At 62.5% G+C, this 13,744-nt stretch carries 15 protein-coding genes; 7 read left to right on the top strand and 8 right to left on the bottom strand.

Annotated elements, in window-relative coordinates; genetic code table 11:
* Positions 1-27: 27 nt before the first annotated feature.
* From RA25_RS05370 to tgt, 4 genes are all read right to left on the bottom strand, one after another.
* Complete coding sequence (locus RA25_RS05370) at positions 28-687, bottom strand: hypothetical protein (protein ID WP_039170619.1); 660 nt, start codon at positions 685-687, stop codon at positions 28-30.
* Positions 688-788: 101 nt separating this feature from the next.
* On the bottom strand, positions 789-1,250 hold the full coding sequence (locus RA25_RS22320) for a hypothetical protein (protein ID WP_082023041.1): 462 nt from the start codon (positions 1,248-1,250) through the stop codon (positions 789-791).
* Positions 1,238-1,933, bottom strand: a complete 696-nt coding sequence (locus RA25_RS22610) for a hypothetical protein (RefSeq protein ID WP_152612164.1) — start codon at positions 1,931-1,933, stop codon at positions 1,238-1,240. Before RA25_RS22610 ends, RA25_RS22320 begins: the two co-directional genes overlap by 13 nt.
* A gap of 70 nt (positions 1,934-2,003) precedes the next feature.
* Positions 2,004-3,134: a tRNA guanosine(34) transglycosylase Tgt gene (tgt, locus tag RA25_RS05360; RefSeq protein WP_039170617.1), complete on the bottom strand. Its 1,131-nt coding sequence runs from the start codon at positions 3,132-3,134 to the stop codon at positions 2,004-2,006.
* Positions 3,135-3,204: 70 nt separating this feature from the next.
* On the opposite strand from tgt, the gene rimK reads away from it, so the two are divergent.
* From rimK to RA25_RS05345, 3 genes are all read left to right on the top strand, one after another.
* Positions 3,205-4,611 (top strand): 30S ribosomal protein S6--L-glutamate ligase, encoded by a 1,407-nt coding sequence (gene rimK / locus RA25_RS05355; protein ID WP_039145506.1) that lies wholly within the window; start codon positions 3,205-3,207, stop codon positions 4,609-4,611.
* A gap of 266 nt (positions 4,612-4,877) precedes the next feature.
* Complete coding sequence (locus RA25_RS05350) at positions 4,878-5,768, top strand: SPFH domain-containing protein (RefSeq protein ID WP_039171208.1); 891 nt, start codon at positions 4,878-4,880, stop codon at positions 5,766-5,768.
* Entirely contained in the window at positions 5,768-6,043 is a 276-nt protein-coding gene (locus RA25_RS05345) for an NfeD family protein (protein WP_039146425.1), read from the top strand. Before RA25_RS05350 ends, RA25_RS05345 begins: the two co-directional genes overlap by 1 nt.
* A 48-nt stretch (positions 6,044-6,091) precedes the next feature.
* On the opposite strand, the gene RA25_RS05340 is transcribed toward RA25_RS05345, so the two are convergent.
* Complete coding sequence (locus RA25_RS05340; protein WP_039170616.1) at positions 6,092-6,847, bottom strand: outer membrane protein; 756 nt, start codon at positions 6,845-6,847, stop codon at positions 6,092-6,094.
* Positions 6,848-7,086: 239 nt separating this feature from the next.
* Between RA25_RS05340 and RA25_RS05335 the strand changes: the two genes are divergently transcribed.
* The 4 genes from RA25_RS05335 (at position 7,087) to tpiA (ending at position 10,203) form a co-directional block, all read left to right on the top strand.
* Positions 7,087-7,449: an SUF system Fe-S cluster assembly protein gene (locus RA25_RS05335; protein WP_019295897.1), complete on the top strand. Its 363-nt coding sequence runs from the start codon at positions 7,087-7,089 to the stop codon at positions 7,447-7,449.
* A gap of 110 nt (positions 7,450-7,559) precedes the next feature.
* Positions 7,560-8,783 (top strand): glycerophosphodiester phosphodiesterase family protein, encoded by a 1,224-nt coding sequence (locus tag RA25_RS05330; protein ID WP_039170615.1) that lies wholly within the window; start codon positions 7,560-7,562, stop codon positions 8,781-8,783.
* 173 nt (positions 8,784-8,956) lie between these two features.
* Positions 8,957-9,316, top strand: coding sequence for a HesB/IscA family protein (locus RA25_RS05325; RefSeq protein WP_019295899.1), 360 nt, complete (start codon positions 8,957-8,959; stop codon positions 9,314-9,316).
* 137 nt (positions 9,317-9,453) lie between these two features.
* Positions 9,454-10,203: a triose-phosphate isomerase gene (gene tpiA, locus RA25_RS05320; RefSeq protein ID WP_039170614.1), complete on the top strand. Its 750-nt coding sequence runs from the start codon at positions 9,454-9,456 to the stop codon at positions 10,201-10,203.
* A 107-nt stretch (positions 10,204-10,310) separates the two neighbouring features.
* Here the strand turns inward: tpiA and RA25_RS05315 are convergent, their stop codons facing one another.
* The 3 genes from RA25_RS05315 to RA25_RS05305 all read right to left on the bottom strand — a co-directional run bounded on the left by RA25_RS05315 (position 10,311) and on the right by RA25_RS05305 (position 13,467).
* Positions 10,311-11,687 (bottom strand): TRAP transporter large permease, encoded by a 1,377-nt coding sequence (locus RA25_RS05315; RefSeq protein WP_039170613.1) that lies wholly within the window; start codon positions 11,685-11,687, stop codon positions 10,311-10,313.
* Positions 11,687-12,364 carry a TRAP transporter small permease gene (locus RA25_RS05310; protein ID WP_039170612.1) on the bottom strand — a complete coding sequence of 226 codons (678 nt, stop codon included), beginning with the start codon at positions 12,362-12,364 and terminating at the stop codon, positions 11,687-11,689. Before RA25_RS05310 ends, RA25_RS05315 begins: the two co-directional genes overlap by 1 nt.
* Before the next feature lie 101 nt (positions 12,365-12,465).
* Complete coding sequence (locus RA25_RS05305) at positions 12,466-13,467, bottom strand: DctP family TRAP transporter solute-binding subunit (protein WP_039170611.1); 1,002 nt, start codon at positions 13,465-13,467, stop codon at positions 12,466-12,468.
* Positions 13,468-13,744 lie beyond the last annotated feature (277 nt).

Here is a 13,744-nt window from a genome sequence, read left to right as displayed (position 1 = left end):
CCCTGTGGATAACTCCGCAAGGGCCTGTCAGCGCCGCATCAATGTAATCAGACCGCGCTCCAGCCGCCCGCCCGGCCCGGTTTCCCGGTAGGTTCCGCTCATCCGGCCCTGGTCAATCAGAAACAGCCGGATGTCCTGCCGCAGCACCTCTCCGGTCCCACTGTCGTGTTCCGCCTGCAGGTTCAGCCGCAACAGCTGGTCCGCACCGCAGGGCAGCGCGCCCAGCGCCAGGTCATCGAGATAAACCTCCGTTCCGTCCGCCAGATCGCCGCGGCCCACGCTCTCAGCCCTGAGCCCCGTGCCCGGCTTCAATGGCGCCCGGTCCTCCACCCCGATGGGCAGGAACCCCAGGGTTGCAGACTCCGCCACCAGCCGCCCGCCCCGGAACCCAAGGCGCAAAACCTCACCCGTGCGCTGCGGCAGCGGCACCATTTCGATACGCCCGCCAGTGTTCAGAGAAATTTCGCCCGGCCCCTTCTGCACAACCCACTGCCCGCGCAGGGCTTGCGAGCCGCCCTTGATCAGATCTTCCAGTGAAATCCGGCAGCCATCCAGCGGCGGCGCCTTGAAAAAGCTGGAGGCCTCGGCCAGGGAACCTGGAGTTGTGCCGCCCGGTGCAGTTTGCGCCTCAGCCGCCGGAGCACCGCCCAGCAGGGCCGCAACAGCCAGCGCACGCCAGTTAGTCATCGCCATCCTCCGCGGTTTGGCGCGAGGATAGCGGATAAGGTCTTCATAACAGGTGAATGGGAAAACCGGAGGCGTTCGATCAATTCCCTCGGCTTAGCACCTCAGAACTCATCCGGCTTCTTGCCTCTTCGCAGCACATAAGGGATTGAGCCCGACGATAAATTGAATTCGTCACCAGCTATGGCGCCCGCCAATGCGCCCTCAAGAACGGCTAGCGGCTGGCACTCTTTCTGCCCGCCGGCAAAACCTGTCACAGGGTTGTAAGAGCTTTTCGGATAGGTGAAGCACAGGTAATACCCGCCTGCAACGACCTCCTGCACCCATTCACCGCGAAGCGCAGCCGTATTTCCAGGGTACCAAAGCCAGACATGCTTCTCGCCGAAATAGGTGACCTGGTAGCCATGCCCCTTGTCCCACTGGAGATAGGTTGTATCAACAGAAGGGTAGGTTGAACGATCTTCAGCAACCCGGTTTGCGACCGGGTTGGAATTGGCTCGTTGCTGCCCACCACATGCCACCAGCAAAATCGTGGCGAGGCAAGCTCCACTGCTCAGAAAACGCATTTCATCCGCAGCCAGGCCGAAGTGGTGCCGCTATACCCGTGAGTTTTGTAATGGAATTTGGGCACAGGCCGGGTTTTGCGGTTGACCAGGAAACCGATTCCAAGCCGCTCAATTTCGGCTTTCTTCATCCCGAGAATACGGTCCAAGTTTCCGCCCAGTGCTGTATTCACGCGGGCCTGCTCCGACGGCGTCAAAGGTTCCGCCTCGCGAATTGGCCGGTCATCCAGTTGTACCGTACCGGTTGTGCAAATCGTCTGGCGCGCAGCCGTTTTCGCCAGTTCCATTACCCGGCCCGAAGTCTTTTCAGCCATCAGGTCGTTATAAAGGGCGACCAATTCAGGCTTTGACAACCCAGCAAGAACACCGTCTGGCAAGCGGTCGCGAGGCTGGAAATCACTTTCCGATGTATCAACGGCAACCCTAAAATAGGCCGCGTTGCCTTTGATACCATCATGAGACGCGGCACTGCCCTGATGGAAGAGCACTGATGCAGAAACAGTTTTGGGCACCAGGCTTCCCTCGTAAAAAGATCTATGACCGCCGCGTTGGTACAGCCTCATCGCCGCAACTTCCTGAAAGCCCAATTGCGCCACTTGCCGGGATGAGGAACTGCTGCCCTCCATACAAGCGGACAGGCTCAATACTGCGCCCAAACAAAATGAGGCTGTCTTGGAAAATTTCATTACGTCTCTTCCTCTTCACGAGCTTTGCAAATTATTTGAAAGCCGCCACAGATGCGGCGGGGGAGCAGCCCTAAAGCCGCTCAATATCGCCCTGCGCGCGCAGGTCGTGGAAGTGCTTCTGCCAGGCCTCGAACGTGCCCGCCGCAATCGCCTCGCGCATTCCTCCCATAATCTCCTGGAAGTAATGCAGGTTGTGCCAGGTCAGCAGCATCCCCGAAATCATCTCGTTGGAGCGGAACACATGGTGCAGATAGGCGCGCGAATAATTGCGGCACGCCGGGCAGCCGCACTGCTCATCCAGCGGGCGCGGGTCGTCCTGGTGCCGGGCGTTCTTGATGTTCACGACACCATAGCGGGTAAACGCCTGCCCTGTGCGGCCCGACCGCGACGGCAGCACGCAGTCCATCATGTCGATACCGCGGGCCACCGCGCCGACGATGTCATCGGGCTTGCCCACCCCCATCAGATAGCGCGGCTTGTCCTCGGGCAGGAAACCGGGGGCGTAATCGAGGCACTCAAACATCGCCTCCTGCCCCTCGCCTACGGCCAGACCGCCAACCGCGTAGCCCTCAAAGCCGATCTTCTTCAGCGCCTCGGCGCTTTCCTCGCGCAGGTCCTGCTCCAGCCCGCCTTGCATGATGCCAAAGAGCGCATGGCCCGGACGGTCGCCAAAGGCCTCGCGGCTCCGCTCCGCCCAGCGCATCGACAGCCGCATCGACTCGGCAATCCGGTCACGTTCCGCAGGCAACGCCGGGCATTCGTCGAAACACATGACGATGTCCGATCCCAACAGGCGCTGGATCTCCATTGAGCGTTCCGGCGTCAGCTCATGCTTGGAACCGTCAACGTGGGATTTAAAGGTCACGCCCTTCTCGGTCAGCTTCCTGAGACCCGCCAGCGACATCACCTGGAACCCGCCTGAATCAGTCAGGATCGGGCGTTCCCAGTTCATGAACTTGTGCAAACCGCCCAGCCGGTCGATCCGCTCTGCCGTCGGGCGCAGCATCAGGTGGTAGGTATTGCCCAGCAGGATGTCGGCCCCGGTCGCACGCACGCTCTCCGGCATCATCGCCTTGACCGTTGCGGCAGTGCCAACCGGCATGAAAGCAGGCGTGCGGATTTCGCCGCGCGGCGTATTGATGACACCTGTGCGCGCCTTGCCGTCCGTTGCCTTCAGTTCAAAGTTGAAAAGCTCTGCCATCTCGTATTCCTGCCGTTACACTCAAACCGGCATCCCGGTGATTCACCCCTAATGCCAAGGAGCCAAGCTCATGTCCACAGCCGACCCTGCACCGCAACTGAAACTCGGCTGGGAGGAATGGGTCAGCCTGCCGGACCTCGGCCTGCCTGCCCTGCGGGTCAAGGTCGACACCGGCGCCCGCACCTCGTCGCTGCATGCCACCGGGATCGAAACCTTCGGCCCGGCAAGCGCCCCCAAGGTGCGCTTCATGGTGCACCCCATTCCCGGCCAGTACGATCTGGAAATCCCCTGCTCTGCCCTGATCAAGGACCGGCGCGAGGTGACATCGTCAAACGGCGAAAGCGAGATGCGCTTTGTGATCGAAACCCCGATGGAGATCGGCGGCGAGTCCTGGCCGGTGGAGCTGACGCTGACCGACCGGCGCGGCATGGCCAAGCACATGCTGCTGGGCCGCCAGGCGCTGACCGAAAACGTGACCGTGGTGCCCGGCGAACGCATGTGCCAGCCCGCACTGGACTATTCCGTCTACGCCTCTGCCAACATCCGCAAATCCGCGCCCAAGCGCGCCCTGCGCATCGCTGTTCTCAGCCGCGAGGACAACTATTCCACCCGCCGCCTGGTGGAAGAGGGCGAAAGCCGCGGCCACACGGTGGAGGTGATCAATACCACCCGCTGCTACATGGCGCTGAACGCGCTGGCACCGGAAATCCACTATGACGGCAAACGCCTGCCCCGCTATGACGCGGTGATCCCGCGCATCGGCGCTTCTGTCACCCAATACGGCACCGCGCTCCTGCGCCAGTTCGAAACGCTGGGCACCTTCTGCGTCAACGGCTCCGAAGGCATCACCGCCAGCCGCGACAAGCTGCACGCGCACCAGATCCTGGCCCGCCACAAGATCGGCATGCCCGCCACCGCATTCGCCGCCTCGCCCAAGGACACCGGCAGCCTGATCCAGATCGTCGGCGGCGCGCCCCTGATCGTGAAGCTGCTGGAAAGCACCCAAGGCAAAGGCGTGGTGCTGGCGGAAACCAAGAAAGCCGCCGAAAGCGTCATCACCGCATTCCGCGGGCTCAAGGCCAACTTCCTGGTGCAGCAGTTCGTCAAGGAAGCCGCGGGCGTCGACATCCGCTGCTTTGTTGTCGGCTCCAAGGTGGTCGCGTCGATGAAACGTTCGGGGGCTGAGGGCGACTTCCGCTCCAACCTGCACCTGGGCGGCAGCGCCGAAACGGTGCGCATCAGCAAGGAGGAACGCGCCACCGCCGTGCGCGCCGCCCGCGCCTTCGGCCTCAATGTGGCGGGCGTGGACCTGTTGCGTTCTGAGACCGGCCCCAAGGTGCTGGAGGTGAACTCCTCCCCCGGGCTGGAGGGGATCGAGAAGACCTCTTCCAAAAACATCGCCGCTCTCATCTACGGCGAAATCGAAGACCGGGTCCGCCCCACCCCGATGCGGCGGCTGAAACCGACCAGCAGCTGAAACCGCAAATAACCCGGCAACAGTCACCGGGCGGCAAGCCTGTCCGGGCTTGCCAGCCTGCGCCAGCCCGCGTCATATACGCCTGAAACTCTTGAAACCAGCGCTGTCAGAACCCATTTGTATACCATTGCACACAACGGGGCATATCATTGAACAAGGCCAAGACTTCCGGCGCACAGCCCCTGCCCGGCGGGCCGCCTGATCCGGCGGCGCAAACCGCGCCCGCCGCCCCTGCGGCCCCTGCTGAACAACCAAAGGAATTTTACATGAACGAAGACCTGATCCTCGACATCCTGTCCGGCAACCTGCTGTATCTGCTGGGTGCTATCCTGCTGATCATCGTGATCCTCAAAGGGGTCAAGATCGTGCCGCAGTCGGAGAAATACGTGGTCGAGCGGTTTGGCCGCCTGCACTCGGTGCTGGGGCCGGGCATCAACTTCATCGTCCCGTTTCTGGACGTCGCCCGCCACAAGATCTCGATCCTGGAACGCCAGCTGCCCAATGCCACCCAGGATGCGATCACCAAGGACAACGTGCTGGTGCAGATCGACACCTCGGTGTTCTACCGCATCCTGGAGCCGGAAAAGACCGTCTACCGGATCCGCGACGTCGATGGCGCCATTGCCACCACCGTGGCTGGCATCGTGCGCGCCGAGATCGGCAAGATGGACCTGGATGAGGTGCAGTCGAACCGGGCCCAACTGATCACCCGCATCCAGGAAGCGGTAGAGACCGCCGTGGATGATTGGGGCATCGAAGTGACCCGCGCCGAGATCCTCGACGTGAACCTGGATCAGGCCACCCGCGACGCCATGCTGCAGCAGTTGAACGCCGAACGCGCCCGCCGCGCCGAGGTCACCAAGGCCGAGGGCCAGAAACGCGCCGTGGAGCTGCAGGCCGACGCAGAGCTGTACGCGGCTGAACAAACCGCCAAGGCCCGCCGCATCCAAGCCGAGGCCGAGGCCTACGCGACCGAAGTTGTTGCCAAGGCGATTGCCGAAAACGGACTGGAGGCGGCGCAGTACCAGGTCGCCCTGAAACAGGTGGAGTCGCTGACCGCGCTCGGCAAGGGCGAAGGCAAGCAGACCATCGTGGTCCCTGCCCACGCGCTGGAGGCCTTTGGCAACGCCTTCAACCTGCTGAAAGGAGCCAAATGATGGACACACCCTTCTGGGCTTTGTGGTGGGTCTGGGGCGCCGGTGCGCTGGCGCTGGCGATCCTCGAGGTGCTGGCACCGGGCTTTGTCTTCCTGGGCTTTGCCATCGGCGCCGCGGTGGTGTCCCTATTGCTGCTGGCCGGTGCGGGCTTCGGCCTGCCGCCGCTGCTGTTGATCTTCGCCGTGCTGTCGCTGGCGGCCTGGCTGGTGATGCGCAAGTTCTTCGCCCTGCCCAAGGGCCAGGTGAAGACCTTCAACCACGATATCAACGATTAAACCTGTTGCCGGGGCGCCAAACGCGCGCCCCGCACCTGATCCGGGCTGTCAGAATCTGAACCCCACCCCCGCCAGCAGGCTGTGCGTCACCGCATCATGGCGGAAAAAGCCTGGGGTGCCGCGGGTGCCTTCCTGATACTCCACACCCAGCCCGCGGTACATGACGTAGATCGAGGCCCGGTCCCAGCGGTCGTAGATCACCCCGCCCATGGCTGACCAGCTTTCATCGGAACTGCCGCCGAAACCGATATCCCCCTCCAGCATCAGGCTGAGGTCATCCGACAGGCGGCGCTGCCAGCGAAAGCCTGCAACCGGATCGGTCCAGTCGGCGCCGCGCCGCACCATGCCGCCGGGCAGGCTGGCCGTCACATCCACATCCCAGTGGCGAACGCCGCCGAACAGTTCGAACTGGTCCAATCCGCGCTCGAACCGGTAGGTCATCACCGCCTCGCCCAGATTCTGATCATAACGCACCGATGCCGGTCCCATTGCAGTGGCCCCGTCCGCATCGGCATCCAGTATCGAATAGCGCAGCCGGAACCCGAAGTTGTTGCTGTGAAACCCCTCGAACTGCAGCATGCCCCCAGCACGCAGCTGGTCAAATGCATCACCGGCATCAATCTCCACATCGCCACCGGCGAGACCCAGTTCTGTGGTGCTGTCGATGGAGGGCGCCAGGACAAAGGGCGTCAGCTGCCACTGCCAGCTGCCCTCGGTCCGGGCAGGCGCGGCAGCAGCCAATACCGCAGCCGCCGCCAGCATAATGCGTGCGAAAACGCGGTGAAGTGCAGACAGCTCAGGCATGGCTCCTCCCCGGACCCGCCCAGACTGGATCACGACCGGCAATCGGATACCGGTCCGCTGCAGCCTGGCAGCCTTCACAAAAACATGATGGGGAACCACAACTTAGCGCGAATCCGGGTGCAAATCAAATATTCACATCGCAAGAGTCGCAGATCATCGGCGTCTTGGCGCCTGCCGCCTCTGGACGCCGGGGCGCTTATTTCCTATATAAACCGTCGGAATATAGAACCGGGATCCTCATGACCAACCCTGCCGAACCGCTCGAAGGCGCCCCGCTGATCGCGCCCTCCTCCGTCAGCCACCCGCTGTACGAGGCCATCGTCGACGCCTGCCGCACCGTCTATGACCCGGAAATCCCGGTGAACATCTACGAATTGGGCCTGATCTACACCATCGACATCACGGACGAGAATGACGTGAAGATCATCATGACCCTGACCGCGCCGGGCTGCCCGGTGGCAGGTGAGATGCCGGGCTGGCTGATTGATGCCGTCTCCCCGGTCGACGGCGTCAAGAGCGTTGATGTCGAACTCACCTGGGAACCGCCCTGGGGCATGGAGATGATGTCCGACGAGGCGCGCCTCGAACTGGGCTTCATGTAGCCCCGCTCCAGTTGTCATGGAAGTTTGATGCGCCCGTCATGCGGGCGCAATCCGGTTGTTACATATGCGCGGCACGCTCTGCGCAAATTTGACCAACCGGAGAAAAATTCATGCGCCTCGCCCTGACTTCGGCAGCCGCCCTGCTTGTGTCCACCGCCGCCCTGGCCGGCAATCCGCCAGTGGCAGCGGATGCGGGCCTCAGCTACGGCCCCCGCCCCGCCTATCTGATCTCCAAGCTGCCCGAGGGCGCGCTGAAAGAGAAGCTGCAGTCCTGCCTGGGCCAGACGCCGCAGCGCACGGATTTCTCCATCGGCCACCGCGGCGCACCGCTGATGTTCCCCGAACACACCGCCGAATCCAACATCGCCGCCGCGCAGATGGGTGCCGGCATCCTGGAATGCGATGTCACCTTCACCAAGGATCTGGAACTGGTCTGCCGCCACGCCCAGAACGACCTGCACACCACCACCAACATCCTGACCTCGGATCTAGCGGACACCTGCGTCACCGCCTTTACCCCGGCCGACGGCGAAACACCCGCCGCTGCCGAGTGCCGCACCTCCGAAACAACCCTGGCCGAATTCCGCAGCCTGCAGCCCAAGATGGACAGCGCTGACAAGACCGCGCTGACCGCCGCAGCCTACCAGGGCGGCACCGCAGACTGGCGCTCCACCCTGTTTGCCGGCGACGCCACCAGCATGACCCACGCGGAATCGATCGCCCTGTTCAAATCGCTCGGCGCCAAATTCACCCCGGAGCTGAAGAGCCCGGCGGTGGAGATGCCTTTCAACGGCTTCTCCCAGGCAGACTACGCCCAGAAACTGATCGACGAATACAAGTCCGCCGGCATCCCCGCTTCGGATGTCTGGGCGCAAAGCTTCAACCTGGACGACGTGCTCTACTGGATTGAAAACGAGCCTGAATTCGGCAAGCAGGCGGTGTTCCTCGACGCCAGCTACGACATCGAAGGCTTCGACCACAACAACCCTGCGACCTTCCCGCACGACTTTGCCGCGCTGCACGCCAAAGGCGTCAACTACATCGCCCCGCCGATGTGGATGCTGGTCACCTCTGAAGACGGCAAAATCGTCCCCTCCGCCTACGCCAAGGCCGCCAAGGCAGCCGGCCTCAAGCTGATCACCTGGACCCTGGAACGCTCCGGCCCGCTGGCCACGGGCGGCGGCTGGTACTTCCAATCGGTCTCTGACCTCACCACCGACGACAGCATGTACTACCAGCTGCTGGACGTGCTGGCCCAGAACGTGGGGGTTGAGGGCGTGTTCTCCGACTGGCCCGCCACCACCACCTACTACGCGAACTGCATGGGGCTCTGACGCCCGTCCCTCCCCAAAAGACGGACACCCCCATCACCGGCCGCCTCCCTGCCCAGGAGGCGGCCTCTTTTAATTCTGCGTAGCAGGTATATGTTATGGCTTCCCGGTCGCATCCGGGGTTGAGCCGCCCCGGCGGCCATCCTAGATAACTAGGGAAGCGCAAGGAGACATACATGTTCGGCATTCCCGGCAAACAGGCGGTGACCATGACGCCCAAGGCTGCGGCCCAGATCGCCAAGCTGATGGCAAAGGACGGCCATGCCGGCCTGCGCATCGGCGTCAAGAAGGGCGGCTGCGCGGGCATGGAATACACCATGGAATATGTCGACGCGCCCGACGCCAACGACGAGGTGGTCGAGCAGGACGGCGCCCGCATCCTGATCGCGCCGATGGCGCAGATGTTCCTGTTCGGCACCGAAATCGACTATGAGGTGACGCTCTTGGAAAGCGGCTTCAAGTTCAACAACCCCAATGTGTCCGAGGCCTGCGGCTGCGGCGAGTCGATCTCCTTCAAGGAAGTTCCCGGCACCTGATCCGGCACACATTGGCAGAAAACACCGGGCGGGGCTTTCCCCGCCCTTTGCTTTTCAGCCAGGCTCTCAAGCGAATTGCACCGCTCCGCCGCCGGTGCTACCAGTCACGCCCAAACAGGACATTCGGAGGCACCCCCATGCGGCGGAAACTGGCAGCAGGCAACTGGAAGATGAACGGCACCGGCGAAAACCTCGCTGAACTGGCGGCCCTGGCGGAAAGCCATGCCTCCCCTGCAGCCGATATCCTGATCTGCCCGCCTGCCACCCTCCTGTCGCGCGCCGCGGACACCGCCAACAGCAGCGCCGTCGCCATCGGCGGCCAGGACTGCCACGCAAACGCCTCCGGCGCCCACACCGGCGATCTGTCGGCGGCCATGCTCAAGGACGCAGGCGCCTCTGCCGTGATCCTCGGCCACTCCGAACGCCGCGCCGACCACGGCGAGAGCGACGCCCAGGTCTGCGCCAAGGCCGAGGCCGCCATCGCAGAAGGCCTCATCGCCATCATCTGCATCGGCGAAACCCTGGCAGAACGCGAAGCAGGCGATACGCTGAAAGTGGCCGGCACTCAGCTGGCAGGCTCCGTCCCGGCCAATGCCGCAGGCGAAAACACCGTGATCGCCTATGAGCCGGTCTGGGCCATCGGCACCGGCAAGGTGCCGACCCTGGAACAAATCGCCGAAGTGCATGATTTCCTGCGCGCCGAACTCACCGCCCGTTTCGGGGCTGAGACGGCAGACAGCATCCGCCTGCTCTACGGCGGCTCGGTGAAGCCGTCTAACGCTGCGGAAATCTTCGCCGTCTCCAACGTCGACGGCGCGCTGGTTGGCGGCGCCAGCCTCAAGGCCGCGGATTTCTCCCCGATCATCACCGCGCTTGAGGCAGCCTGAGCCAAGAAAATTCGAATTTTCTTGGCAAAATTCTTCCAAGAATTTTGCCAAGAACGCAAAACGGCGCCCGGAAATCCAGGCGTCGTTTTCTTTCGTCGGGTGCGGCCCTAGTTCGTTATGATCTCCGGCCCCATCACCGCGTTTGGCAGCACGGTCGACAGCCACGGCACATAGGTGATCAGGATCAGGAAGACGAACAAGACCGCCAGGAACGGAAGCGCGGCCCGCACCACCCCCATCATCGGCATGCCCGCCACGCCCGAGGTCACGAACAGGTTCAGGCCGACCGGCGGTGTGATCATGCCGATCTCCATGTTCACCACCATGATGATGCCCAGGTGGATCGGGTCGATGCCCAGCTCGATGGCAATCGGGAACACCAGCGGCGCCACGATGACCAGCAGGCCCGAGGGCTCCATGAACTGGCCGCCAATGAGCAGGATCACGTTGACGACGATCAGGAACATCACCCAGTCAAAGCCCGCCGACAGCATCGCATTGGCGATATGCTGCGGCACCTGCTCATCGGTCAGCACATGCTTCAGGATCAGCGCGTTGGCGATCACGAACAGCAGCGTCACGGTCAGCTTGCCCGCTTCGAACAGCGTGTGCTTGGTGTCGCTGTGGAAGAAGGCAGTGACCAGCGCATAGGGCTTCTTCATAAGCGGCGTCTTCGCTTCACCCTCGCCGTTCGACAGCGGCCCCATGTCCTTGTAGACGAACGAGGCGATCAGGAAGGCATAGACCGCCGCCACCGCTGCCGCCTCAGTCGGCGTGAAGATGCCGCCATAGATGCCGCCCAGGATGATCACGATCAGGAACAGGCCCCAGCCGGCCTCACGGCCAGAGGTGATGATCTCGCCCCAGCCCTTCCACTCGCCCTTCGGCAGGTTCTTGACCTTGGCCATCACATAGATGGTGACCATCAGGAACAGACCGGCCAGCAGGCCCGGAATGACACCGGCCAGGAACATCCGCCCCACGGAGACTTCCACGGCCGCCGCATAGACCACCATCACAATCGACGGCGGGATCAGGATGCCCAGGGTGCCTGCGTTACAGATCACACCGGCCGCGAACTCCTTGGTGTAGCCCACCTGCCGCATGCCAGCGATCACGATGGAGCCGATGGCCACCACGGTCGCCGGAGACGACCCGGACAGCGCAGCAAACAGCATACAGGCAAACACGCCCGCAATTGCCAGACCGCCGGGCAGGTGGCCGACGCAGGCGATGGAGAAGCGGATGATCCGCCGTGCCACGCCGCCCGTCGTCATGAAAGACGACGCCAGAATGAAGAACGGGATCGCCAGCAGCGTAAAATGCCCTTCAAAAGCTTCAAACAGCGTACCTGCGACCGAGGCCAGCGAACTGTCGGAGTAGATCAGCAAGAAGATAGTCGAGCTGAGGCCCAGGGACACCGCAATCGGCACCCCGATCAGCAGCAGGCCGATCACCATCGCAAAGAGGATTACCACTTCCATCAGTCATGCTCCCCGCGCTGCGCCTGCACTTCTGCAATTTCATCTTCGACTTCATGGCTGGCGACCAGCCGGTCAGCCTCGCCGCGGGCAATCTGGAACGCCGCCTGGATGAAGCGGAACACCAGCAGCAGCATCGACACCGGCAGCACCACGTAAGGCACCACCTTCGGCAGTTTCTCGTAAGAATCGCCGTAGTTGATCAGGTCCTCCAAGAACTTGAACACCGCCACCATCGGCACGTCCTGCACCTCATAGAAGCTCTGGCTGCGCGCCTTCATGTCCAGCCCGATCGGGAACCAGCGGCCCGAGGTGGGCGGAAGGTCGGCAAACACCGCCCAGTAGTCATAAGCCCCCTTCAGCAAGAGCAGCGAAAACACGATGCAGCAGCCAGCGGCAAACAGGCCAACCGCCTTGCGCGCGCCCGGCGACAGCATGTTGACGATGGCATCAACGCCCAGATGCGCGTGGGTCTTGACCGCGTAAGACGCGCCCAAGAGCACCAGCCAGGCAAACAGGAACACCGTCAGTTCCAGTGCCCATAAAATGTTGGAATTGAACACGAAGCGCGCGATCACATTGGCGAATGTAATCGCCGTCATCAGCCCCAGCAGAAGCGCGATCAGGGTTTCTTCGAGTGAATTGATAAGCCCGCTCGGGCCGGTTCTGGACCCCGCCATGGCTGCCTCCCAAGTTTTGCGGAAAGTAGGGGTGCAGGCGGCGGATCCCCGCGCCGCCTGCGGTCACGGGGCGCCCGCGCAGGGCACCCCGGAGATGGCCTTTAAAGGCCTGCGTTGATGGCTTGCGCCGCGTCGATCTTCTCCTGGCCGACGTCGCCTGCGAATTTCTCCCACACAGGCTTCATCGCTTCGACCCAGGCCGCGCGCTGCTCAGGGCTCAGCTCGCGCACCACGCCGCCGGCGTCGATGATCGCCTGGCGTGCTTCGCCGTTCACCTTGGTCGACTCGGCGTTCCGCACCGCGGTCACCTCGTTCAGGATGGTCAGGAACTGGTCGCGCACTGCCGGATCCAGGCTGTCCAGCCAGTCCACGGAGGTCACCACCAGGTAATCCAGCGCGCCATGGTTGGTCTCGGTGATGCCGTCCTGCACCTCAAAGAACTTCTTGCCGTAGATGTTGGACCAGGTGTTTTCCTGACCGTCGACAACACCCTGCTGCAGCGCGCCGTAAACTTCGGAGAACGCCATTTTCTGCGGGCTGCCGCCGATCGCTTCCATCTGCGCCACCAGCACGTCAGAGGACTGCACGCGGAACTTCAGCCCGTTGGCATCCGTGGGCTCGACCAGCGGCTTGTTGGCGGACATCTGCTTCATGCCGTTGTGCCAGTAGCCCAGCCCCTGCAGGCCGCGGCGCTGCATCGAGTTCAGCATCTCCTGCCCTGTCTCGGACGCCTGGAAGGCATCCACGGCTTCGATGTTCTTGAACATGAACGGCAGGTCGAACAGGCGGAACTGCTTGGTGAACTTCTCGAACTTCGAGAGGCTCGGCGCGGCCAGCTGCACATCGCCCTGCAGCATCGCTTCCAGCACCTTGTTGTCGTTATACAGCGTGGAGTTCGGATAGACCTCCATGCACATGGTGCCGTTCATCTCTTCGTTCACGCGCTTTTCCAGCAGCGCCGCAGCAATCCCCTTGGGGTGCTTGTCGGTGTTGGTGACGTGGCTGAACTTCACCACGATTTCGCCGTCATCACAGGCGGCGCTTGCGGCGCCTGCGGAAACAGCCAGAGCCAATGCGGTGGCGGCAGTTGTCAGGAATTTCATGGTTTTTCCTCCCAGAAAAATCGTCTGTAAATCCGATGGTGCACTCAGCGCAGGGCTGAGGCCTGGCAAAAGCATCCCAAGTTGCGGAAAACCGCTCAACAATTGATTCGAGAATCACCATTCCACAGAATTATCTGCGTCTTTGCATACACTTACGGGAGACATCAAAAGCGTATCAACAACGCCCGCAACAAGCTGTGCGAAATCCCGCACAGGGCTTTCAGGGCTTTGTGCGAAAAACCGCACAAATGTTAGCGCCAGACAAAACTGCAGGAAT

Source organism: Leisingera sp. ANG-S5, assembly GCF_000813925.1.
Taxonomy (GTDB): domain Bacteria; phylum Pseudomonadota; class Alphaproteobacteria; order Rhodobacterales; family Rhodobacteraceae; genus Leisingera.
Note: the sequence above shows the minus strand (reverse complement) of the source record. Positions and strands in the feature narration are given on the sequence as shown.

Bases quoted from the DNA above. Each gene is read 5' to 3' on its own strand.
- RA25_RS05370 (WP_039170619.1), bottom strand. From the start codon at position 687: ATGACTAACTGGCGTGCGCTGGCTGTTGCGGCCCTGCTGGGCGGTGCT.
- RA25_RS22320 (WP_082023041.1), bottom strand. From the start codon at position 1,250: ATGCGTTTTCTGAGCAGTGGAGCTTGCCTCGCCACGATTTTGCTGGTG.
- RA25_RS22610 (WP_152612164.1), bottom strand. From the start codon at position 1,933: ATGAAATTTTCCAAGACAGCCTCATTTTGTTTGGGCGCAGTATTGAGC.
- tgt (WP_039170617.1), bottom strand. From the start codon at position 3,134: ATGGCAGAGCTTTTCAACTTTGAACTGAAGGCAACGGACGGCAAGGCG.
- rimK (WP_039145506.1), top strand. From the start codon at position 3,205: ATGTCCACAGCCGACCCTGCACCGCAACTGAAACTCGGCTGGGAGGAA.
- RA25_RS05350 (WP_039171208.1), top strand. From the start codon at position 4,878: ATGAACGAAGACCTGATCCTCGACATCCTGTCCGGCAACCTGCTGTAT.
- RA25_RS05345 (WP_039146425.1), top strand. From the start codon at position 5,768: ATGGACACACCCTTCTGGGCTTTGTGGTGGGTCTGGGGCGCCGGTGCG.
- RA25_RS05340 (WP_039170616.1), bottom strand. From the start codon at position 6,847: ATGCCTGAGCTGTCTGCACTTCACCGCGTTTTCGCACGCATTATGCTG.
- RA25_RS05335 (WP_019295897.1), top strand. From the start codon at position 7,087: ATGACCAACCCTGCCGAACCGCTCGAAGGCGCCCCGCTGATCGCGCCC.
- RA25_RS05330 (WP_039170615.1), top strand. From the start codon at position 7,560: ATGCGCCTCGCCCTGACTTCGGCAGCCGCCCTGCTTGTGTCCACCGCC.
- RA25_RS05325 (WP_019295899.1), top strand. From the start codon at position 8,957: ATGTTCGGCATTCCCGGCAAACAGGCGGTGACCATGACGCCCAAGGCT.
- tpiA (WP_039170614.1), top strand. From the start codon at position 9,454: ATGCGGCGGAAACTGGCAGCAGGCAACTGGAAGATGAACGGCACCGGC.
- RA25_RS05315 (WP_039170613.1), bottom strand. From the start codon at position 11,687: ATGGAAGTGGTAATCCTCTTTGCGATGGTGATCGGCCTGCTGCTGATC.
- RA25_RS05310 (WP_039170612.1), bottom strand. From the start codon at position 12,364: ATGGCGGGGTCCAGAACCGGCCCGAGCGGGCTTATCAATTCACTCGAA.
- RA25_RS05305 (WP_039170611.1), bottom strand. From the start codon at position 13,467: ATGAAATTCCTGACAACTGCCGCCACCGCATTGGCTCTGGCTGTTTCC.